Here is a 20936-nt window from a genome sequence, read left to right on the forward strand (position 1 = left end):
TGGTGGGCTGAACTTGTGTGCCTTCTATCTTGGGGTGCTTCAGGTCAGGGACAAATTCCTCCCACCACTGATATGATAATACCAGTACCAAAACCAGTGATGAGAGAAATGTCGCTGCACCCGTTGCATGTTCCGTACAGTCCTGCTATTTCCGTCACAAACTTAGCCAAATATACGCAATCCCGCTGAAGATGTCAAGCTTTTTTTGCGTTCGCCTGAGCATCGCTTGCGTACTTGCCCCACCCCTCTGGGGGCAACGAGGCAGACCAGGAGGTTTACTCAGCCGCTTGGCCCGCCCCTGGTGCCGGGTAATCCACCGCTTGCCAGAGTTCCGCCACCGGCCGCAGGGTGTGCACCAGGTGGAAGAAGGCCAACACCGGGTGCCGGAAAAGCATGCGAGGCCCGGCATATCGCATGACCGCACGAATCCTGGCCCTCATCTCCGGCCGATAACAGTGCACCGCGCATTTTGCGCATGTCGGCTTATCTGCGCCAAAGGGACACCGTGCAAGCCGCTGGCGAGCATACGCCAGAAGCTCGGTGCACTGGCAACACAGGCCCTGCCATGTCCAGTGCACGCCGGCGCAGTACAAGTGGATCATCGCCGCTACCGTCTTTTCTTCGCGACGCATCCGCACATCACCCATATTCGCCTCGCGCACTCGATGCCCATCATACATGAGCCGGGGAGGCGCCGATTCACACCGGCTACCTCCCCGCAGTGCCTCACAACTCGGTGCCCAGCGCCTTCCACACAGAGTCGCCACCCTTGAGCGCGGGCGCCTTAAGCTTGGTATAGGTGGTGACCAGAAAACAAGCCAGCGGAATCACTCCCAGGACGATGATCACCAGGTCGGGTATCACGCGCACCTGTCCGAGCACCATCACCGGTCCGCGCTCGAAGAACGAAGCGTCCCGCGCCACGTGCAGGCCTTCCTTGAAGCTTGTCCACACCTGCATCACCCCCACGGGAAGCAGCGTCGCCAATGACATGAGCATCAGGCCACCGTTGAGCCCCCAGAAGGAGACGCGGAGGAGGCGGTCATTCCAGTGTGCCTTGCTGACCAAGCCCCGCCATGAAAAGAGCAGCAGCGCGATGGAGAGCATACCGTACGTGCCAAAAAGTGCGGTATGTCCATGGTTCATGGTGAGATAGGTCCCATGCTCAAAGTAGTTGACAATGGGCAAATTGATCAGGAAACCAAACACCCCGGCCCCCAGAAAGTTCCAGAAGGAAGAAGCCACCAGGAAGTAGAATGGCCAGCGATAAGGGAACTCCTTCCCCTGGGCGCGTACCGCTTTGTATTCCTTGAGTGCACGCACGACCAGGCCAAACAGGGGCACCGGCTCCATCGAGGAGAAGATGGCGCCCCACCCAAGCCAGAAGGAAGGCCCGCCGTACCAGAAGTAGTGATGCGCCGTCCCGATGATGCCGCTGATGAAGACGAGGGCAGCGGTGAAGTAGGCTACACGCAGAGCTGCCTTAGCGGTCACAAGCCCCATGGCCACCAACAAGGTCGAGATCACCCCAACGCCGAAGAACTCGAAGATGCTCTCCACCCAGATGTGCACCACGAACCACCGCCAGTAGTCGGCAAGGGTCAGGTGCGTGCCTCGGCCGTACATCAACCCAAAGCCAAAAAAGCCCACTACGAGAATGGCACTGAGCAGATAGAACCAGATGAGCGCAGTGAACTCGTCCTTGTGCTTCAGCCGCAGATGGTGGGCCACCGCCCTATAAACGATGAGAAGCCAAGCGATCAACCCCACGAACAGCATCACTTGCCACAGCCGGCCCAGCTCCAGATACTCCCAACCCTGATGGCCCAACCAGAACCAGGCATTCCCCAGCAAACCTTTGATGCTGAGCACCTCGCCAAACAAACTACCGACAGCCACCACGACTACCGCGACAAAAAGAATATTGACCAGCAGGCCCTGGCGCTTCGGCTCCCGCCCTCCCAGGATAGGCGCCAGATAGATTGCAGAAGCCACCCAGGTGGTGGCAATCCAGAAGATGGCCAGCTGCAGATGCCAGCTCTTGGCCCAGCTGTAGGGCATAAGCTTAGCGATCCATGAGACCCAAAAGCTGCCCGGATGTACTGTGTAGTGGGCTAAGAGCCCCCCGTAGGAGGTCTGCAGAAGAAAGAGAAGGATGACGACGACGAAAAACTTTGCCGCCATGAACTGGCTCTGCGTTATTGGCATGTCGATGAGCTTCTCGGCCAACGGCACCCCGCGCGCTTCCCCATACCAGAGCTCATAATGGTGGACCCAGTAGATGAACAAACCCAAGACGACAAACATTGCAAAAATGCCCCCAAGTGTCCACAGGTACACGCTGGTAGTCGGGACATTGCCGACACTCCGGTCCGGCGGCCAGTTGTTGGTGTAGGAATAGTCTTCACCCGGACGTTGCACCGAGGCGACCCACGCTGTCCAGAAGAAAAAGCGCGCGATTTGCAGCCGTTCTGCGGCATCTTTCACCGTCTGGGGCAAGAAACCGTAACGGGCATCACCCTGGCCGAGTGTCTGGTCCCAGTACTCCTGCACGCGGGCGAGAGCTTTCGTCTGTGCCACAGTGAGAACAAGGCGATCGGCTCGGGGGTCGTACCTGTTTTCTTTGACCTCCCACTTGGTCTTCAGGTCAACAAGTTCGCGATCTGCCCCCCCAAGGTCGGCGTAGCGGCGCCCGAACTCCCGGCTGGCTATTTCCTCGCGGAGCGTCTCGCCAATGAGATGAAGCGTCACGGCGGAGAACTCAGGTCCCCGTTGGGAGCCGTGTCCCCAGACGCTCCCATGGTCCATCAAGCCATGGCGTTGGTACACTTCCTGCCCTTGCAGAATGTCCTCACGGGTAAACACTACGTTCCCTCCATGGTCAGTGACGAGGCCCGGATAGGGCGCAAGCTGGCGCCTCGCCACCAATCCGCCACCCAGCAGAATAACCATTGCTACCACAAAGGCCGCGATGGCTGCCCACTTGAGCTTTGTCATTGACATGGCGCACCTCCAGAAGTTGATTTGTGCCTCTTGGGTTTGCCTTCACCAATCCAACAGCCGTTTTTCACCCTGGAGGGCCCTGATCTGGGTCACGTCCTGGGTTACCTCCAGGCACCCACGGTAGACACCCGCGGTATCCCTAATGGCGAAATAGCGAATATGGATAAACTTGCCGTTCATGGTGATCCAGAACTCTGCCATGTCCTTCTTGCCGGAGCGGAACTCGTCCAGTATCTGCTGCACGATGTGCACGCTCTTGGGCGGATGGCACTTCTGCACCTTACGACCGATCACCCCTGGGCTGCGTGGAAAAATACGTTCCTTACCTGCTGAATAGTAGACCACCTCATCATGCTGATTGACAAAGGAGATGTCTAACGGCAGGTGGGTCAGAATGAGGTTCACCTGCTCCGGGGTTAGGTTTCCGGTATCGAGGGAGAACGATTGTGCTGGTGGGCTTTCGGCCGCGGCGGGCTCAGCTGCCCTGGGCGTCCACGGCGGTGGGGGCGTAATCCAAGCAAAACCGATTTCCTCCTCGCCAGCCTTGACCCGTGCCCACTCCTCCGGGGTCAAAATTTCTAGGGCCAAAGGGAAAAGGACATGCTCTTCCTTGTAAATCATGTCGCTGATTTCCTGCAGGGCGCGCTCCAGTGTTGCCACGCCCTCCTGCGTTTGGCCTGCCCCCAGCTGCTGCGCGGCACTTTTCAGCGCGGCGCGGATGTCGTCGTGAATTGCCCACATCACCTGCGAGGGCCCTGACACCCCGTGCTTTTCCAGGAGGGGAAAGAGCTGGTTTTCCTTGCGCAGGTAGTGGAGGTCAACTTTGGCCAACTCATCGAGCAGGGATCGAAGCGTGGGGAGACTTTTGGCTACCTCACCCCCGCCGGTAAGCCCGCGCATCCGCTCCAGCAGCTCTTCCATAGCGCGGTTCTCCTGCATAAAGGTGTGCACCGGGTGACCAGGGGGGACACCGGGGAGCTCATGGCGCTCCAGTGCCTCTTTGAAAACCGCCACGTGCACGTCGCACAGGCGCCTAACCTCTTCCGCTGGCATCCCTTCCTCGATGAGCCGCTGTTCCATGGCGGCAATCTCGCTGGCGTCCACGTCCTTGATCAGCGCTTGGAATCGTTGGCGTGCCGTCTCCACATCGCGATCCTCGTGCAAATCGCGGATGATGGCTTTAAGCATCTCCAGCCGCTCACCAGCTTCGCTCACCACAACCGGCGTGGCCGCTGAGCTTTCGACCACTACCTCTTCGCCGGTGACTCGCCTGATCTCACTGGCCAGCTCGCCCAAGAGAAGGTCCAGCTCGATCCCACCGAGAGCCGCAGCCTGCGCCAAGGTGGCCACCTGGCCCACTGTCCTCCTCAATACCGGATTGCGTAACAGGGTGAACTTTTCCCAACGCGCGCTCAAAAAATCCAAGAGAAATGGGTACTGCCTTAGCAATTCCCCCACTCGTGTCGCGCCAGAAAGGTGCATCTGTAGTTTCCTCCTTCAGACAAAACCCTTTATGCAGCGCTCCGAGAACGGTTAGGGTCGTAACGGTGGGAGCAGCCTAATCCTCCCAGTCGTCATGAATCCAGCGCTTGTAGTAGAATTCGTCATCTTCGTCGGGGTTCAGCCGTTGCATGACCTCATAGAACCAAAAATCCAACGATGCCTCGTGGAGATCAAGCCTGGGAAACAAGTTGTCCACGCCCTTTTCCAATACGCGGCCGATGCGGTGCAGGAAGGCGGCGGCCAGCTCCGGAATGTCGATGAACGGCAATTCCTCGCGGCGACGGAGCTCGTCGTAGAGCAAGGCCATCAAGCGTCCACCGGGAATGTAAGCCAAGGCCCGCGTCTTCATCACCGGGAAAAAGACGTCGATGACTTTGCGTGAGGTCTTGTATGCGGCACGCGTTGCCGCCTGGACGATGTCTTTGGGCAAAAACAGGCTGGTGGAGTAGGGGCCATGCCTGCCGTACTCGGGCACGGCCGGATTCCGGCTGCAGTGGTCCAGACTGCCCCGCCAATCAGCGAATGCCGTCACCTCCACGTGAAAACCAGCCCTTTCCAGGGCGGAAGGGAACTGCACGGCGAGTAGCCCCATCACGTGCTTGGTGGTCTCGATCGCCTTGTCGCTGAGCGGCTCAAGCTCCCATTGGAAAAGGCCGTTGCGGTCAATGTCCTTCACGTAGACCGGCGGAAACCCGGGCAGCAATCCAGAGCTCGCCGAAGCCACGGTGTTGACATAGACCACCTCTTTTGCGCCCGCTTCGCGCAAGGCGGCAACAACGCGTTCGAAGGCCTGGCCCTCTGTAGCCAACCCATCGTTGATCCAGTGAAAGCGCGGGCCAAGCTCCAGTTCCCGGGCAATTCGCTGCATCTGTAGCCCAGTCTGGTAGCCCACCGAAAGGGAAAGGTCGCGGGCGATGACGGTAAGGCTCCCTTTCGCGCCCAGGCGGAACAAAGCCGCTACTGCCAAGGCTCCGCCAAGTCCTCGACCGGTGCCTCCAGCCAGCAGGAAGTGGCGGTTGGCCATCCAGTTTAGGTTGTAAATGCGCCGGTTCACCAGCAGCGTTTGCTCGGCCCGCGTTCTCTCGATGAATTCGCGCGCAACAGCTGGAAAACGCTCAGCCTCTGCCTTCGTGGGCCGACGCAAAGGGGGTGCACCGCGCCTGATGGGTAGCCCCGGTGCCGGCCGTGCAAATGGGCTCAGTATTTTCATCGTCAACGTCTCTCTCGAGTATCGACCCCTTCACACCCTAAGGCGAAGGGGCCCATAACAGAAACAACTTGTATACCTGCTCGCCAAGAACCCGGCGCCAGACCTTCAGGTCTTGCGCCCTACCAACTCCTGCGCCAGGCCATGGTATCTCTCATGCACCCCCTGCCCTATTTCCTCTTCTTCCACCCTCTCGAAGGTGGTGGCAAGTTCCCCCTCCTCGGAGGGAGTCAGAATCCTCTCAGCAAGAGGAAACAGAACCTGTTCCTCCTTGGCGATGTGGAAACGGAGGAGTTCAGCATAGTCGCGCAAGGCCTTGGCCACCTGCCTAGCTGCGGCCGAGTTGCCCTGACCCCAAGCCCTGAGACCCTCCTGGGCGCTGCGAAGAAAACCTCTACCCATTTCATGCTCTTGTAGCATCACCACCACAGGCCCGCGGGCAGAAGGTTTTGCACTCAGCAACTTGAAGAGGTGTTCCTCTTCCTTGCGATGGTGGCAGCGGTCGGCAAAGTTGCGGAAAAAGTCCACCATCTGCTCCACCCGTGCGTGGTCGACGTTTGCGGTGCGAACAATCCTCTCCGCTTCGAGTTCCGCTTGCTCCACCACCATCAGGATAATGCGGTGCTCTTCCATCAACGTCTGAGTAGGTCTCATCTGCCTCCCATCCATAGGTGCAGCAGCTCTGGTCTCTTTGTGCCACGGGCGGCGTTCCCTGGAGCCGGACGCCCACAAACCTGGTGCTCCCGCATCCTTCCCTGCAGGCAGGTGGCGGGACGCCCCGTTTTCTCTCCAAGTCAGTGGCCACAGCCCTCAGGCCGCTCGACTGTTAGGCGTGAATCATCGTCAGCACCATCTTGCAGCGTTCGTCCGCTTCGACCGCATGGGGCCGCCCAGCCGGCATGAGGATGGCCTGTCCAGCCGCTGTGCGAAACGCCTTGCCTTCAATGATAATGGTCGCCGCACCCTCGAGCACCTGGACGAGTGCGTCGAAGGGGGCGGTGTGTTCGCTGAGGCGTTGCCCCTTGTCGAAAGCAAATAGCGTGACCGATCCTCCTGCTGCCTGCACGACCGCCCTGCTAACGATGGCCTCAGGCTGGTATTCCACCAGCCCGGCAAGGTCACATGGCCACTGTGGGGATCCCTGCTCAGTCACCTTCATTTTACCTTCTCCTCATCCAGCCACGCGTGCTGCGCCTGGCACCAGCCAGTCCTCATGCAAAACCTCTCCTCGCAAACCGACTACGATATACTTGATACCGATCTTCCGCTGGGCCTCCGCGGCAGCGCGCTGGGCAAGGCGCACCAGGCCGCCACAACACGGCACTTGCATTACCATCACCGTCAGGGACTTTACCTGTGCCTCGTCAATAAGCACACGGACCTTTTCCACATAGATTTCTTGTCCCTCATCCAGCTTGGGACAGGCGATGGCGATAGTGTGACCACGGAGATAGCTGCGGTGAAAGTCACCCACGGCATAAGCCACGCAGTCAGCCACAAGCAGCAGGTCAGAGCCACGAAAGTGGGGTGCGCGCGGCGCAATGAGGTGGAGCTGCACCGGCCACTGCTGCAGGTAGGAAAAGGGTGCTGGTGACTTCTCATCCGCCGAGGGTTGTGGCGCGAAGCTCAGGGCGCGTGAGCCTGGACAACTGCCCTCGCGCGCTGGACCAGAGGACATACCCTCCGGCACCGGGATGTGGTGGAGACGCAGGTACTCCAGCGCGATATTCAGGCATTCCTCCTGACCATGCGCCGCGAGGTGCTCCAGGTGAGCTCTCACAGTGTTTGCGCCCTGAGCCACGATGGTGGCCATGACCGCGCGCTCGTCGTAGGCGCCTGATTCTCGTTCAATCACTGTGATTGCACCTTCCGGACAGTGCCCAATGCAGGCGCCCAACCCGTCACAAAAGAGGTCACTCACCAAGCGCGCCTTGCCATCGATGATCTGCAGCGCGCCTTCCGGGCAGTTGGGGATGCAAAGGCCACACCCCGTACACTTTTCCTCGTCAATGCTGATAATCCTACGCTTCATGAGCTCTCCATTTTGCCGTGGCATTTCTCCGATTGTCGTCGTAAATTTATGAGCGACAGGCAGGCCTTTCCTTGACGTGGGTCAAGAAAACGTCACTTTTTCTGCGGGGTGACAGGACAGGCCAAGGAGAACCACAATGGACCCTGAGCTTATTCTCAAAAAGATAGGGCTGTTTGAACGGTTCTCGCCGGAGAGCATACGGGCCTTGGCACAAATCTGCCTGCCCAAGCGAGTGGCAAAAAGGCAGGTACTGTTCTTGGAAGGTGACAGGGGGCACTCGCTCTACATCCTGGCCAGCGGGGCGGTCCAGCTTTACAAAACCGCCGCGGATGGTCGAGAGGTGGTCATCAAGGTGGTGAAGCCCGGCGAGTTATTTGCCGAAGCAATACTTTTCGAACAGGAATGCTATCCGGTGAGCGCAGTCGCCTTACGGGAAAGCGTGGTCTACCTCCTCCCCAAGCTTCAGTTCCACTGCCTTTTGGAGCAGGAACGCTTCCGTAACGAGTTCATCGCCAATCTTTTTGCCAAACTTCGCTTTCTCACCGAGCAGATGGTCCAGCGCTCCTCTGCCGACGCAGAAGAGCGGTTGTGGTGCTTTATTGAGGAACACTTCGGGCGTGTTACGCGCGTACTCTCTCCGCTTTCCAAGAAGACTGTGGCAGCAGCTATAGGCGCTACGCCGGAAACGCTCTCCCGTCTTCTGCTGAAACTGAGAAAAGAGGGAAAACTGCGCTGGGAGCGCCGGGTTGTCGAGATCGACCCACGTGTGTGGGAGCAGCGGCGATGAACCGTTTCTCGGTGCGTCACCCTAGCAGTTTCCAGTGCGCGCCTCCGCCAACACCTGCACGCTCAGGGCGATGCCACCTAGTTCACCCTGCTGGTCGAGCAGAGGTCATGCATCTTGCAAAAGGGCCTCGATGGCCGGCGTTCCAAAGGTAAGCACTTACGGGCCACGCTATTCTTTGTGCCGTGCCCGTCGCTGGGGGACCAGCCGTGTTCGAATGCAAAGGGGAGGAAAACGCCGGCGCTGATCTCGTCGGCTTGCCAGCTGCGGGCTTTAGCTCTGCGGTTTCTCCAGTTTGAGCACCTTCCACAATCTCAGGTCCACCTCTTCCGGCACATCCGCCTTGGGCAGGCACTGGAACAAGCGCACCGTCTTGCGCAGCGAATCCACCACCGCACAGCACTGCGGACACTCCTCCAGATGAGCCCTGATCATTCGACACTGCTCCGAATCCAGCTCCTCATCCAGCGCCGCGCAAATCTCATCCAACTTGTGCAAACATCTTGCGCTCACTTCTTACCCCTCTCCACATACTCAGCAAGACGATCGCGCAAAAATAACCTCGCCCGATGAATATGCGTCTTCACCGTCGCCACATTCAACTCCAACATCTCCGCAATCTGCTGCAGCGACAACCCCTCCATGTCCTTCAACACAAACGCCGTCTTGTACTTCGGCGGCAGCGCCTCAATCGCCTCCTCCATCACCCTCCGCAGCTCCGCATTCAACACCATCGCCTCCGGACTCTCAGCCAGCGAACGGTTGAACGCAGCAAGATCTCGACTCTCATCCAAATTGTACTCTTCCAACGAGTATACCGGCGTCCTCCGCTTGCGCAGCTGCATCAATGCAAAATTGGTGGCAATGCGATAAATCCACGTGCCCAACTGCGCATCCCCGCGAAAGCTGGGCAGCGCCTCCAGCACCTTGATGAATGTCTCCTGCATCACCCCCTCCGCCTCCTCCACGTTCCCCGTCAGTCGCAGCGCCACATTGTACACCATCTGCTCGTACTTCCGCACGATGGCCGCCTGTGCGCCACGATCACCCGCCTTGGCCCGCTCAATAAGCTCAGCTTCGCTTTCCTGCACCAACACCATGCGCCTTTACCGCAAACTCCGACTGAGTGCCTTGTGCGCAAGATACACAAACATTGGCAAAAAAGCAAGGCCAAACTCGGTTGGGTGCAGTAAAGGCGCAGGCGTGGATACCTTGGCGCTAGTTCTTTGCAGGGGTCAGGTGGCGGTCAACCATCTTTTTCAGTTCCTTTTCCGGCACGGCCCCCACAATCTTGTCTACCACTTGGCCGTCCTTGAACAAGATCAGTGTGGGTATGCCCGTGACGCCGTAAGTCATTGCCGCCTTGCCATGGAGGTCCACATTCACTTTGCCCACTTTCAGTCTCCCGGCATAATCCGCGGCCACCTTCTCCACCACCGGCGCCACCATGCGGCACGGCCCACACCATTCCGCCCAAAAATCCACCAAGACCAAACCCTTGTGTTCAGTCACCTCGCTTGCGAAATTAGCATCTGTCAGTTCTACTGGTTTTCCCATCTGTTACCTCCCTTGTTCTGCTTGTTTTGGTCGAATCTCTACATCAACAGAGATCTCACAGGCCTGGCGCAGCATCGCCGATACCGAGCAATAGGTGCTTTGGGAGAGCTGCACTGCCCTGTTCACCGCTTCCGGAGGGATATTGTCGCCGACCAACACGTACTTGAGTCGAATCGCTGTGAAAGTCTTTGGATGTTCCTTGGCACGATCTGCCTCCACTTCCATGTAGAAATCGTCGTATTTCACCCGCATCTTATCAAGGATGGAGGCCACATCCATACCAGTACACCCGGCCAGAGCCACCAGGAGCAATTCCATGGGCCGAGAACCGGCGTTGCTACCTCCCACTTTCGGGTCAGCATCCATCGCCACCCAGTGGTTGGAGTCCGCTTTGCCTACAAAGGTCAAACCTTGTACCTGCCGCACTATGGCCTTCATACCCTATTCCTCTGCAAGGTAGAGATTGAGCTCATGGACAAGGGCAGCTATCTCGGCCTCAGAAAAGCCCTTGTCGCGAGCACTGCTAGCCACCGTACCCCACACCGGTTCCCCGCATGCCAGGCACTTGATTCCGTGCTCCATCAAAAAGCGCACGGCGCGCGGGTACCTATTCACCAGCTCCTCGATGGGCGTCTGGCCCTCTACCAACGGCGCAGGCGTGCGCTCCTCACTCATCGTGCATCCCTCATCTTTTTCCTCCGCGCAAGGAGCGTCTTGATGTCGCGTTCAAACATTTGCTTCGGCGTGTAGCCCACGTATTTTTGGTGGATGTACCCCTCGTGGTCAATGACAAAGGTAGTTGGGATGCCCTCGATTGGTCCATAGCCCCTGAAGACCTCGTCCGTGGCAATTAGGTTGAGGTAAGGCACCCGGTGCTCGCGGACAAAAGAGCGTACGGCATCCACGCCATTGCGCGCCGCCGCAACCCCGATCATCACAAAACCACTGTCCGCGTACGCGCGATGTAGCTCCGCAAACTCTGGAATCTCCCTGCGACACGGTGGGCACCAAGTATCCCAGATATCCACAATGACCACTTTGCCGCGAAAGTCCGACAGACTGTGGGTCTTGCCGTCGAGATCCTTGAGCCGAAAGTCATAGGCCTTCTTCCTGCCCTCTTGCGCCTGCGGGGCGTCGTCTACCCAGGCCGCCGCCAGAAGCGCGACAACCAGCAACAAAGCCCTTGTGATGCTCAATGCCTTCATCTGGTTTGCCTCCCCTCGTTTCTCCCTTATCTGTCTGGCCAAAGGGTGCGTGTTGACCTCGGACCGCGACCTAATGAACACCGCACGACTCACATAAGCTCTTCCATTAGATAACGCGCGTTGGCAAAAGTTTCACCGGTACCACAGCCGGGAGAGACGGTATCCTGTGCCGAGCAACGCGCATGCGACTGCCTCCGGAGGCCCCCTTCACCGCGGAAAGGGATTCAGGCGCCAGGGGACTCTGAGAGGGAGGATGCATGGTATACAAGGAACTAAGGGGTTGAGGTATATGAGGGAAGAATTGCTTGAGGGGTTGCGAGCAATTAGTGTTGGGATTTAGGTTTTGTAGCATAATCCCTCTAAACACGGAGGGAGAGATGACCTACTACGGTGTGATGAGAGGCGTGGAGAACATATTCAACCTACGGCTGGCAATGGTCGAGCTTGCCACGGAGAAGGGAAGATCTGAGGCAGTCCGCCAGTACAACACGACCCGCAGGACAGCGCGGAAATGGGTGAGGCGTCACGAAGAGCAAGGGCTTACGGGACTTGATCAGAACAGGGCGCCGAAGCATATTCCTCACAAAACCCCGAAGGCGATGGAGGATCGGTTTATAGAGTTACGGAGGAATCATCCGGCGTGGGGGCCGGAGAGGTTAAAGATGCATTACGAGCTTCGCATCTCTGCCAAGGCAATAGCACGGATCATTCGCCAGGCGGGTCTTGTGAGGAGGAAGAAGAGAAAGTGGCAAAAGCAAAGGGACTTGAGGGAGGTGAAAAAGCAATCAAGACCTTTCCGGCTTATTACCATAGATGTCAAGGACCTTTGCGATGATATGGACAAGCACTGGCCGCCGATGATGAGGCTTCACCTGCCACGCGATGAATACAGTGCCAGAGACGTGCGGACCGGTGGGGGCTGGTATGCGTATGGGAGGACAAAAGAGTCCACCAATGCCGCCATATTTGCCAGCTATCTACTTTCTTCCCTGAAGCACTATGGGGTGGATATGAAAGGATTGACAATCCAGACTCCCAATGGGTCAGAGTTCATCGGGAGTGTGCGCAAGAGAGGTGAGAGCGCGTTTAAGGAGGTTCTTGATGACTTTGGGGTGAGGCATTGCCGGATATACTAGGCAGAGCGATGTGGAGACTTTTCATAAGCTGATAGAGGGTTCAGAAGGCTACAGGGACATGGATGAATTCATAGGAGAGTGCTCTGCCTATGAGCTTTATTTCAATTTCAGGAGAAAGACCCGGCATAGGGCACGGCGGACACCGGTAAACAGATACTCAAGGACAGTGGCGACAATACCTGCCCGCACGTGTTCAATCTCCCACCCGTGATTCTCGATCACTATCTCCACCACTTCACAAAGGGTGGCATGATGTGGGGTCAGTGACCACGCATCAACAATTTCCTACTTGAATTTGTGGAACCGGAGTTGTATCTTTGTCCCAACCGAAAAGCAGCAGGACAGGGGTCGTACCGGGTGGCCATCGGCCCCTTTTTTGCGTGGTCTTACGGGTGACTTGTGATAACCATACATCCTTCCGAAGCCCCAACCTTACTTGAACCGCTTGGGCAGGAGTTCGCGATCATCGAGAATCCGGCGTACGTGTTTCCCCCTTACGACGTGGTACCCCTTGCGCCAAAGATCCTCACGCCGAGAGAGCGCCTGGTAGCCGTGGTGCAGGATATGGACGGGACCACCACTACCACCGAGAACCTATGCCTTCATTCGCTGGAGACCATGGTCAGACGCGTGACTAATCGCCCCAGGCGGGAGGAGTGGACGGGGCTTGACCGCCAGCGAGATTACCCGCACATCATTGGCAACAGTACCACCAAGCATGTAGAGTATTTGCTCAAAACCTACGGCGACGCGATAGACCTTGAGGCCTTTCGTGAGGCTTACCTGCAGGCAGCGCTGTGGACGGTGGCCAACCGTCCGGACGAGCGCAGAACCGAAGAGGTGCTGACAAATCTCCGCCACTTCGGCTGCGCAGATCTCCTTGAGGTTGAACCGGTGCGCTCATGGCTGGCACGAGCCAGCGATTGCGGTGCACTGGCGGGGGTACCCGAGGAGGCACGGCCTTCGATTCAGCGGGTGGCCCAACGCATCCCGCTGGCCGACTTCACCGACAGGGTGCGGGCAGCGATAGACATCTATTACCAGCGCTATCACGAGATCCTCATCCACGTGCGCTTGGGAAAAGCTGAGCAGTTCCGCAACCTCTTGCCTGACCCGAGTAGGAGGCTCATCGAGCCTATGCCGGGGGTCGCCGTTTTTCTGGCGGCGGTGAAGGGCTGGCTAGGGGCGGAGCTAGCCCTTTTCTATGAGTTACTGTGTGGGCACTGCCCCGATCCCGGCGACGCGGGTCCCCAACGCCAGACCCTCGCCGCCCTCGGCCACCACCTCGAGGAGCATCCCCTAAAGGTTGCAGTCGTAACCTCATCCATCGCTTACGAGGCGAACATTGTGCTGTGCGAAGTGTTTCGTGTCATCTGCGAAGAGGTGGAGGCCTGGCCTGTATCGGCGGATCGGCGGCGCTGGCTCCAGGAACAGTTCGCCGATTACCATCGGGTCTTTGACGTGGTGGTCACAGCGTCCGATTCCAGCGAGATCAGGCTCAAGCCCCATCGCGACTTGTACAGCCTGGCGCTGCACCAGCTTGGGGTGGCAAAGAGCGATTTCAACAAGGTGATCGGATTTGAAGACAGCGAGTCGGGGGTGATTGCCATTCGGGCTGCGGGGGTTGGGCTGTGCGTAGCAGTGCCTTTTAGCGACACGCGCGGGCATAACCTTGAGCAGGCCGCCTATGTGCTGCACGGCGGGCTCCCGGAGGCGCTGCTGCGCCACGCGCTATTCCTTGACCCGCGCCTACTTCAGGGGTAAATTGAGGACAGGGACCATAGCTCGGTGACTGTTAGCCTTTCGAAGCACAATTGTGCAGGGAACACGGCCAGAATCAAACAGGAGGAAGGCGATGACATCGTTTCGCCGGATGTTTCGTGTGGGCATCGCCAGTGAGCTTGGCGTGCTTGTGCTGATGGCGTCCTTGACTTGGGCAGGGACCACCGGCAAGATCGCGGGGGTAGTCAAGGACGCCGACTCTGGGGAACCGCTCCCGCTGGCCAATGTGACCCTTAAGGGTACCTATCTCGGCGCCGCGACGGACGTCAAAGGACGCTATCACATCCTGAGTGTACCGCCAGGCACCTACACCTTGGTGGTCACCATGATGGGATACACCCGCGTGGAGGTGACCAACGTCCGGGTGAGCATAGATCAGACCGCGCGGGTGGACATCAGCCTGCGGCAGGCCGTGCTGGACCTCGGCACCTCAGTGGTGGTAGAAGCATCGCGGCCAATCATCCAAAAGGACTTGACCACTAGCATCGAGGTCATCGGCGTCGACCGGCTCTATCAAGCCCCTGTGTCGCAAGTCTACGAAGCTGTGCACTTGCAGACGGGCGTCTTCTTTGACCCGATACCCGTGGAAGGGAACCTTTCCGGCACTGGCAGAGGTGAGCCGCGCTACTCCGTGAGAGGAGGCGAGCAGGACGAAGTAGTGTGGTTCATAGACGGCACGCGGTCGGCGGCCTGGGCTGAGGCAAAGGCGGACGCCGGCGGGTCTTTCACGCGCATCAACCGCGAGGCGGTCAAAGAGGTTCAGGTCATCACTGGCGGGTTCAACGCCGAATATGGCCAGGCGCAGTCGGGCATCGTGAACGTCATCACCAAGGAAGGTGACCAGCGCTACTCCTGGTCTGTCGATTACCAATATGGCCCACCGCACCAGCGGCACTTTGGCACCTACCTTTACGACCGGGAGAAGAATATCGAGTTCAAGCGCCACACGCTGGTGGATTCGGCCACGGGCGCCACCTATCTGGACCCCGCCTGGTGGACGCCTGAGCGCCAGAAACAGGTGTACGACTACCGCGCCTTTGCTGATCACCAGGTTCAGCTCTCTTTCGGGGGACCAGTGCCAGGTAAGTTCATCCCCTTGCTGGGTGGCGAGTTGGCAAAGATGACATTTTTCGCCACGGCCCGCTACCAGCAGGAGGCCTACGACCTGCCCCGTCCGCGCGACACCCGCAACCTGAGCGAGTTCACCCTCAGCGGCAACTATGGGGTGCGTCCGGGGCTGAACATCAAGTTCGGTGGCCTGTACAGCCACGATGCCCACGCCACCAACGGCGAGGAGAGTTTTCCTTACTTCGCCAAGTACTATCGAGGCTATGGCACCCTCCTGGATAACTATGTCACGCAACTTCGCCTTGGGGTCATTCACGTGCTAAGCCCCCGGCTTTTTTACGAGCTCAAGCTGAGTTCCTATACCCTCAGGCAGGATGAGACGCCCAGTCCCTACCGCGTGCTGGGGCAATCCAAGAACCCTGACATCTGGGGCTGGCATCGATACGATGGGTTCGAGGATGAGCCGTTTCTCGCCCATCACTTTAGTTCTCTGGCACACAATGTAACCAGTGATTTGGCAGCGGTGGGAAACGTCAGCTGGCAGGTAAATGAGAGTAATCTGCTCAAGACAGGGTTTGAGTTCCATTACAACACCTACAAAGAAGACAGCTGGGTCCTCTCCGAGTGGAGTTCCGACCTGCGCGATTGGCGGTGCCGTGGACTGAATGAAACCTACCACCCATTGCAGCTGGCGTTCTACGTCCAGGACAAGATGGAATTCGAGAGCATGATCCTCAACGTCGGCGTCCGCTATGACCTGTATGACGGGAACCGGGAGTGGTTTACCAAGGACAGCTTTGTGCTCAATCCGTCCCTTGACCCTGAATACAATCCGAACGCTGACCCTGACAAGGATGGCATCGATTCACTCGGGCACAAGAAATGGGACTTTGCCAACGTTCTGGCCAAACCCCGCTTTCGAGTGCCGGCGTTTCACTCCATCAACCCTCGCCTTGGCATTTCCTTCCCCATCACTGAGCGGAGCGTGTTCCACTTCAGCTATGGGCACTTCTACCAGATGCCACCCATCAACGCGCAGTATGAGTTCCTCTACTTCCGGCCGGTGTATGTGGTGAAGGGGCAGCCTTCAGTGGATACGGACCCGGAGCGGGTAATCAATCTGACCCTGCAGCCCTTGAAACCGGAGAAGACCATCCAGTTTGAGATGGGTTTCAAGCACCACTTCGAGAACCTGGCGGTGCTCAATGTGACAGGCTTTTACAAGGACGTCTTCGATCAGGTGGAACGCGCGAGGTTTTTGGACAAACGCATCTATGGTGTGGACCCGTACACGGGCAACGAATCGCGCGTGTTTTACAGCAGTCGCTACAGCGGTGACTACGGCGATGCGCGGGGGGTGGAGGTGAGCTTGCGCACGCTCTTCAGTACGGACTTTGTCTTGGACATGAACTATAGCTTTTCCAAGAGCACGCACGGCACGGCTACTCCCTGGCAAATTCACATCGACAAGGACGGGAAGGTGACGTACCAATGGTATGTGGAGGCCAGCGATAGGCTCCCCACCGAGCGATCGTTCAGTCGGCCCCACATCTTGCGCGCCAACGTTTTCTTGAAGTATCCAATGGGGTGGCGAGTGCCTGGGCTTTTCCAGCTGTTGGGTAACAGCGACCTGAGCCTCTTGTATACCTACGTCAGCGGTCAGGCCTTCACTTACCTGGAACCGGATGACCCACCAGACCTCTTGGACAACCATCGCATGCCGGCCCGCCAGCAGTGGGACCTGAGGTTCAATCGGTACTTCTCCTTGGGGGAGCACACCTTTACGTTCTACACGAGGGTGACCAACTTGTTCAACCAGAAGAACATCAAGACGTGGGGGTTACCTGCAGCGTTTGACCCGGAGGCCATTGACCGTTTTGTGAAGACCGGGAAACCAAGTCTGGTTGATCCGGACGGCTTTGACATCAGCTATATGATCTACTATGCGCCGCGCAGCGTCTGGGTGGGCTTTCGCTATAACTTCCGCTGACCCAAAGCGGTGTGAGGGTCATAAACCAAGGAGTTGAGGATGCGCAAGGGAATGGTCCTTTTCGGGCTGACTGCTCTGTCGGCGCTGCTTATTGCAAGCACGGGTGCCGCGCAGGTGCGGGTGCCTCTTTTTAAGATCCATGACCGCGGGGAGCTGTGGGAGACCATGAAGGACAATGGGCAGCTCGGTGGTCTGTTTTCCCCTTTCGAGTACTATCCGAGCATGGACTGGCCTGGTGGTCCGGCGGTGCTCCCCAACAAAGACGAGCAACGCTCTTATAGCCAGGGCGGCGGGGTCTGGATTGGCGGCAAGAAGGCAAATGGTACCATCTTCTTCAACGAAATGGGGCCGTTTGACTTTGTGGACCTGGGGACCTTCTATCCGATGGAGGAGGTGGAGAATTTCATCGGCTCGCCAGGGTTTAACCCACACGAGGCCGAGGAGAAGATCACCGCGCGATGGCGCACCAGTGATGGCATCGAGGTGACCCGCCTCAGCAGGGCGTGGAGCTACCCCGCCTATGCAGATTTCATCATCATTGAGTACCTCTTCGTGAATAGGAGCGGACAGGCGCTTGGCGACGTCTACTTCGGGTTTGCTTACCTGCTGAGGCCTAGCTACCAGGATATACTCGTGCACGGTTTCTGGGGCGACAACCTGAACGTGGACGATGAGCTGGTTGGGTATGATGCGCAGCGCAGGCTCTTGTACGCATACGACTATTATCCCACCCAGGACATCAAATGGGATTGGGGCAATTATTGGGAGAAGCGGGGGGAGCTGCGCACTCCTGGATATGCTGGTTTTGGGCCCCTCTATTGGGACCCTCCCAGCAACGGGGCGGACCAACCGGCGACGGTGTTCTACGCACAGGTCATCAACAACGCCCATCGCCTGACCATAACCAGCCGCACCGCGGCAGACCTCTACGCCATTCTCAACGGGAGCGACAAGAGCCTCCAGGCGCCGGAGGGTGAGCAGTTGTCGCCCTTCATGCTGCAAGGCTTTGGACCTTACGACATGGCCGCTGGCGACACGGTGCGCATCGTCATGGTGGAGGCCGTGAACGGTATTGGCCTGGACCAGGCAGTGAAGGGGCTCGCCGCGCAGAACCTCCTGCCCGCCGGGCTGGATTCACTCAAAAAGACCGTGGACCGGGCTCAGCAGCTTTTCGCCCGCAACTACGCGCAGACCGCGCTGCCCCCGCCGGCACCGGAGGTTACCTACTACGTGCTGCCTTCCACGCAGGAAATCGTGCTCACCTGGGGGCCGGAGCTGGAGACGTGGGTGGACCCGCTCACTGGCGCTGCGGACCTGGACATCTTTCGCGTCTACCGCAGCGATCGTTCCTACATTGGGCCTTTTACCAAGGTGCGGGACATTCGCATCAGTCGCAGCACCGACCGCAGCCGCTTCTTTGACGCGGAACTGGGCAAGTGGAAGTACAAGGACAACACGGTGCAAGTGGGCGTGGGCTACTACTATGCCGTCACCTCGGTAGACAAAAGTGGGCTGGAGAGCGGCATGACCAATCGCAACACCAAGGCGCTGGTCACTGCGCGACAACCGGCCGAAAACGCACTCCATGTGAGCGTGTTCCCCAATCCCTTCCGATTGGTCTCTGGTCTTCCCACCTCTGGGGAGGAGAGCTCCATCGTCTTTACCAACCTGCCGGCCAAGTGCACGATTCGAATTTACACGGTAAGCGGCGAGCTGGTGCGTACCTTGGAACATGACAATCCCAACTCCGGCGAACACGTGTGGGACCAGCTGAGCGATTCTCGCCAGAAGACTGCCGCCGGCGTGTACCTATACACGGTGGAGTCCGAAGTGGGGAACGCCAAAGGGACATTGCTGCTCATCAAGTGAGCGACGGGAGACGTGGCGATGAGACGCGCGATTCTGCCTTGCATGATCATCCTCTGCCTCGGCACGGTGGGAGCCTGGGCACAGTGGGACTACGGATTTGAGTTCACAAAGGCTGGCTCCGCGGGTTTGCAGTTCTTGAAGATCGGCTTGGGCGGTCGCGAGACCGCCATGGGTGACGCTGGCTTGGCCACCGTGAGAGGGGTTAATGCCATCCATTGGAATCCGGCGGGAATAGCATACGTGGAGAAGGCTGAGGCTGGATTCACCCATCGCACTTGGCTTCTGGACATTCGCCTGAGCGCGGCAGCGGCGGCTGTCTCTTGGCGACACGTGGGCGTCTTTGGAATCAGCGTGGTGCATATGGGCATCCCAGAGTTTGAAGAAACCACGGTGCTCGCCCAAGACGGCACCGGGCGCAAGGTTCACGCCGGTGATCTGGCTGTCGGGCTGGCCCTCGCCCGCCGCTTCACGAACAAGCTCTCCCTGGGAGGACAGGTGCGGTACGTGAGGGAAGAGTTAGACAGAGACTCCTTCAGCAACGTCTTGCTCGACTTTGGTGCAATCTACGAGACCGGCTTCCGTCACCTGCGGCTGTCGGTGGCCGCGCAGCACTTTGGTCCCGATATCAAGTTCCTACGCGACAAGTTCCGCATGCCGCTTCTTTTCAGAATTGGCCTCGCAGACGACCTGTTCCACACCAGTGCCAATCAATTGACCGTGGCCGTGGACCTTCTCCATCCCACCGATAACCGCGAGCGGGTCAACGTAGGACTTGAATACGGCTTCATGGAGACCTTGTTCGTGCGTGGCGGGTACCGGGGCAATTCTGATCTCGGCGCGTGGTCCTTTGGCGCAGGAGTGCGCCACGAACTGTTCGGCGTGGCCGGTTCTCTGGACTACTCCTATGCAGACTATGGGCCAATTATGGGCGCAGTGAATACCTTCTCCTTTACTTTCGGCTTTTGAACAAGGATCGGGACGAATCAGAACGCCAGAGGAGACCTGTGAAAGGTAAACAAAGACACTACGAGTTTCACGTTATTTCCAACACCCATTGGGATCGGGAATGGCGCTACCCAGCGCAGGAGACAAGATTACACCTGGTTGAGCTCATGGATTGGTTGCTGGAGATGTTTGCGCGCTACCCGGAGTACAAGCACTACCACTTGGACGCGCAGACGATCCCGTTGGAGGACTATCTGGAGGTACGCCCGGAGAAACGCGAGGAGCTGAAAAAATACATCAGCGAAGGGCGCCTGCTGGTGGGGCCGTGGTACACCTTGCCCGAGATGAACACCGTCAGTGGCGAAGCCATCGTGCGCAATTTGATGCGGGGCCACAAAATTGCCAGCCAGTTCGGCGCAGTGATGAAGGTGGGCTACACGCCCACTTCCTACGGACAGCTCTCACAGATTGCTCAGATCTATGCCGGTTTTGGCATCGATGGCATCATGTTCTATCGCGGCATTGTCAAGGATGAGTGCGCCACCGAGTACATTTTGGAGGCCCCCGATGGGACGCAGATTCTGGGCCTTCGTCTCAGCGCACTCTTCAGCAGGGCAGCTTTCTGGATTCACCTGCTGCGCCCCACCATGTACGAGAATGCCTATCATGACGGCCACTATCGCTGGGCTCTGGGCCAAATGCCGTTCCGGAGGTGCGACACCGCGGCAGGGGACCAGGACTATTGGCTGCTCAAGCCCTCCTCCCTCCAGTTCTTCAACACCGCGTTGTTGGATGAGGGAATGAAAAACATCCGGGACGACGTGGCGGCCGATGCCACTACTCCCTACTTGGTGG

The 20936-nt window shown here is 58.2% G+C and carries 20 protein-coding genes; 7 read left to right on the top strand and 13 right to left on the bottom strand.

Annotated elements, in window-relative coordinates; genetic code table 11:
• Positions 1-275 precede the first annotated feature (275 nt).
• The 7 genes from ONB25_10420 to ONB25_10450 all read right to left on the bottom strand — a co-directional run bounded on the left by ONB25_10420 (position 276) and on the right by ONB25_10450 (position 7745).
• Positions 276-647, bottom strand: coding sequence for a nitrous oxide-stimulated promoter family protein (locus ONB25_10420; GenBank protein MDZ7393294.1), 372 nt, complete (start codon positions 645-647; stop codon positions 276-278).
• A 79-nt stretch (positions 648-726) separates the two neighbouring features.
• Positions 727-3003 carry a cbb3-type cytochrome c oxidase subunit I gene (locus ONB25_10425; protein ID MDZ7393295.1) on the bottom strand — a complete coding sequence of 759 codons (2277 nt, stop codon included), beginning with the start codon at positions 3001-3003 and terminating at the stop codon, positions 727-729.
• Between the two features lie 42 nt (positions 3004-3045).
• Complete coding sequence (locus tag ONB25_10430; GenBank protein ID MDZ7393296.1) at positions 3046-4485, bottom strand: DUF438 domain-containing protein; 1440 nt, start codon at positions 4483-4485, stop codon at positions 3046-3048.
• A gap of 76 nt (positions 4486-4561) precedes the next feature.
• Positions 4562-5716 carry a hypothetical protein gene (locus ONB25_10435; GenBank protein MDZ7393297.1) on the bottom strand — a complete coding sequence of 385 codons (1155 nt, stop codon included), beginning with the start codon at positions 5714-5716 and terminating at the stop codon, positions 4562-4564.
• Positions 5717-5821: 105 nt separating this feature from the next.
• Positions 5822-6367, bottom strand: coding sequence for a hemerythrin domain-containing protein (locus tag ONB25_10440; GenBank protein ID MDZ7393298.1), 546 nt, complete (start codon positions 6365-6367; stop codon positions 5822-5824).
• Positions 6368-6539: 172 nt separating this feature from the next.
• Positions 6540-6872: a cupin domain-containing protein gene (locus ONB25_10445; GenBank protein ID MDZ7393299.1), complete on the bottom strand. Its 333-nt coding sequence runs from the start codon at positions 6870-6872 to the stop codon at positions 6540-6542.
• A gap of 12 nt (positions 6873-6884) precedes the next feature.
• The gene (locus ONB25_10450) at positions 6885-7745 is read right to left on the bottom strand and encodes a 4Fe-4S binding protein (GenBank protein MDZ7393300.1); all 861 of its coding nucleotides are present in this window, start codon (positions 7743-7745) and stop codon (positions 6885-6887) included.
• A gap of 136 nt (positions 7746-7881) precedes the next feature.
• On the opposite strand from ONB25_10450, the gene ONB25_10455 reads away from it, so the two are divergent.
• The gene (locus ONB25_10455) at positions 7882-8532 is read left to right on the top strand and encodes a Crp/Fnr family transcriptional regulator (GenBank protein MDZ7393301.1); all 651 of its coding nucleotides are present in this window, start codon (positions 7882-7884) and stop codon (positions 8530-8532) included.
• A gap of 270 nt (positions 8533-8802) precedes the next feature.
• Here ONB25_10455 and ONB25_10460 read toward each other — a convergent pair whose 3' ends face one another.
• The 6 genes from ONB25_10460 to ONB25_10485 form a co-directional block, all read right to left on the bottom strand.
• A complete protein-coding gene (locus ONB25_10460) occupies positions 8803-9042 on the bottom strand; it encodes a zf-HC2 domain-containing protein (protein ID MDZ7393302.1) in 240 nt (79 codons plus the stop codon).
• On the bottom strand, positions 9039-9629 hold the full coding sequence (locus ONB25_10465; GenBank protein ID MDZ7393303.1) for a sigma-70 family RNA polymerase sigma factor: 591 nt from the start codon (positions 9627-9629) through the stop codon (positions 9039-9041). Before ONB25_10465 ends, ONB25_10460 begins: the two co-directional genes overlap by 4 nt.
• Positions 9630-9747: 118 nt before the next feature.
• A complete protein-coding gene (gene trxA, locus ONB25_10470; protein MDZ7393304.1) occupies positions 9748-10086 on the bottom strand; it encodes a thioredoxin in 339 nt (112 codons plus the stop codon).
• Between the two features lie 3 nt (positions 10087-10089).
• Positions 10090-10524, bottom strand: coding sequence for an OsmC family protein (locus ONB25_10475; protein ID MDZ7393305.1), 435 nt, complete (start codon positions 10522-10524; stop codon positions 10090-10092).
• Between the two features lie 3 nt (positions 10525-10527).
• Entirely contained in the window at positions 10528-10761 is a 234-nt protein-coding gene (locus ONB25_10480) for a DUF1858 domain-containing protein (protein MDZ7393306.1), read from the bottom strand.
• Positions 10758-11291: a TlpA family protein disulfide reductase gene (locus ONB25_10485; GenBank protein MDZ7393307.1), complete on the bottom strand. Its 534-nt coding sequence runs from the start codon at positions 11289-11291 to the stop codon at positions 10758-10760. The genes ONB25_10480 and ONB25_10485 overlap by 4 nt, the downstream gene beginning before the upstream one ends.
• A gap of 377 nt (positions 11292-11668) precedes the next feature.
• On the opposite strand from ONB25_10485, the gene ONB25_10490 reads away from it, so the two are divergent.
• The 6 genes from ONB25_10490 to ONB25_10515 form a co-directional block, all read left to right on the top strand.
• Entirely contained in the window at positions 11669-12427 is a 759-nt protein-coding gene (locus ONB25_10490; protein MDZ7393308.1) for a helix-turn-helix domain-containing protein, read from the top strand.
• Between the two features lie 399 nt (positions 12428-12826).
• Positions 12827-14191 carry an HAD hydrolase-like protein gene (locus tag ONB25_10495; protein MDZ7393309.1) on the top strand — a complete coding sequence of 455 codons (1365 nt, stop codon included), beginning with the start codon at positions 12827-12829 and terminating at the stop codon, positions 14189-14191.
• 91 nt (positions 14192-14282) lie between these two features.
• Positions 14283-17267: a TonB-dependent receptor gene (locus ONB25_10500; GenBank protein MDZ7393310.1), complete on the top strand. Its 2985-nt coding sequence runs from the start codon at positions 14283-14285 to the stop codon at positions 17265-17267.
• A 39-nt stretch (positions 17268-17306) separates the two neighbouring features.
• Complete coding sequence (locus ONB25_10505; GenBank protein MDZ7393311.1) at positions 17307-19136, top strand: hypothetical protein; 1830 nt, start codon at positions 17307-17309, stop codon at positions 19134-19136.
• Between the two features lie 18 nt (positions 19137-19154).
• Positions 19155-20102: a PorV/PorQ family protein gene (locus tag ONB25_10510; protein MDZ7393312.1), complete on the top strand. Its 948-nt coding sequence runs from the start codon at positions 19155-19157 to the stop codon at positions 20100-20102.
• Between the two features lie 38 nt (positions 20103-20140).
• The coding region (locus ONB25_10515) for a hypothetical protein (GenBank protein MDZ7393313.1) at positions 20141-20936 on the top strand (796 nt) is incomplete at its 3' end.

It is taken from the genome of candidate division KSB1 bacterium, assembly GCA_034506335.1.
In the GTDB taxonomy this organism is placed as follows: domain Bacteria; phylum Zhuqueibacterota; class Zhuqueibacteria; order JANLFK01; family Oleimicrobiaceae; genus Oleimicrobium.

Bases quoted from the DNA above. Each gene is read 5' to 3' on its own strand.
- ONB25_10420 (MDZ7393294.1), bottom strand. From the start codon at position 647: ATGGGTGATGTGCGGATGCGTCGCGAAGAAAAGACGGTAGCGGCGATG.
- ONB25_10425 (MDZ7393295.1), bottom strand. From the start codon at position 3,003: ATGTCAATGACAAAGCTCAAGTGGGCAGCCATCGCGGCCTTTGTGGTA.
- ONB25_10430 (MDZ7393296.1), bottom strand. From the start codon at position 4,485: ATGCACCTTTCTGGCGCGACACGAGTGGGGGAATTGCTAAGGCAGTAC.
- ONB25_10435 (MDZ7393297.1), bottom strand. From the start codon at position 5,716: ATGAAAATACTGAGCCCATTTGCACGGCCGGCACCGGGGCTACCCATC.
- ONB25_10440 (MDZ7393298.1), bottom strand. From the start codon at position 6,367: ATGAGACCTACTCAGACGTTGATGGAAGAGCACCGCATTATCCTGATG.
- ONB25_10445 (MDZ7393299.1), bottom strand. From the start codon at position 6,872: ATGAAGGTGACTGAGCAGGGATCCCCACAGTGGCCATGTGACCTTGCC.
- ONB25_10450 (MDZ7393300.1), bottom strand. From the start codon at position 7,745: ATGAAGCGTAGGATTATCAGCATTGACGAGGAAAAGTGTACGGGGTGT.
- ONB25_10455 (MDZ7393301.1), top strand. From the start codon at position 7,882: ATGGACCCTGAGCTTATTCTCAAAAAGATAGGGCTGTTTGAACGGTTC.
- ONB25_10465 (MDZ7393303.1), bottom strand. From the start codon at position 9,629: ATGGTGTTGGTGCAGGAAAGCGAAGCTGAGCTTATTGAGCGGGCCAAG.
- trxA (MDZ7393304.1), bottom strand. From the start codon at position 10,086: ATGGGAAAACCAGTAGAACTGACAGATGCTAATTTCGCAAGCGAGGTG.
- ONB25_10475 (MDZ7393305.1), bottom strand. From the start codon at position 10,524: ATGAAGGCCATAGTGCGGCAGGTACAAGGTTTGACCTTTGTAGGCAAA.
- ONB25_10480 (MDZ7393306.1), bottom strand. From the start codon at position 10,761: ATGAGTGAGGAGCGCACGCCTGCGCCGTTGGTAGAGGGCCAGACGCCC.
- ONB25_10485 (MDZ7393307.1), bottom strand. From the start codon at position 11,291: ATGAAGGCATTGAGCATCACAAGGGCTTTGTTGCTGGTTGTCGCGCTT.
- ONB25_10490 (MDZ7393308.1), top strand. From the start codon at position 11,669: ATGACCTACTACGGTGTGATGAGAGGCGTGGAGAACATATTCAACCTA.
- ONB25_10500 (MDZ7393310.1), top strand. From the start codon at position 14,283: ATGACATCGTTTCGCCGGATGTTTCGTGTGGGCATCGCCAGTGAGCTT.
- ONB25_10505 (MDZ7393311.1), top strand. From the start codon at position 17,307: ATGCGCAAGGGAATGGTCCTTTTCGGGCTGACTGCTCTGTCGGCGCTG.
- ONB25_10510 (MDZ7393312.1), top strand. From the start codon at position 19,155: ATGAGACGCGCGATTCTGCCTTGCATGATCATCCTCTGCCTCGGCACG.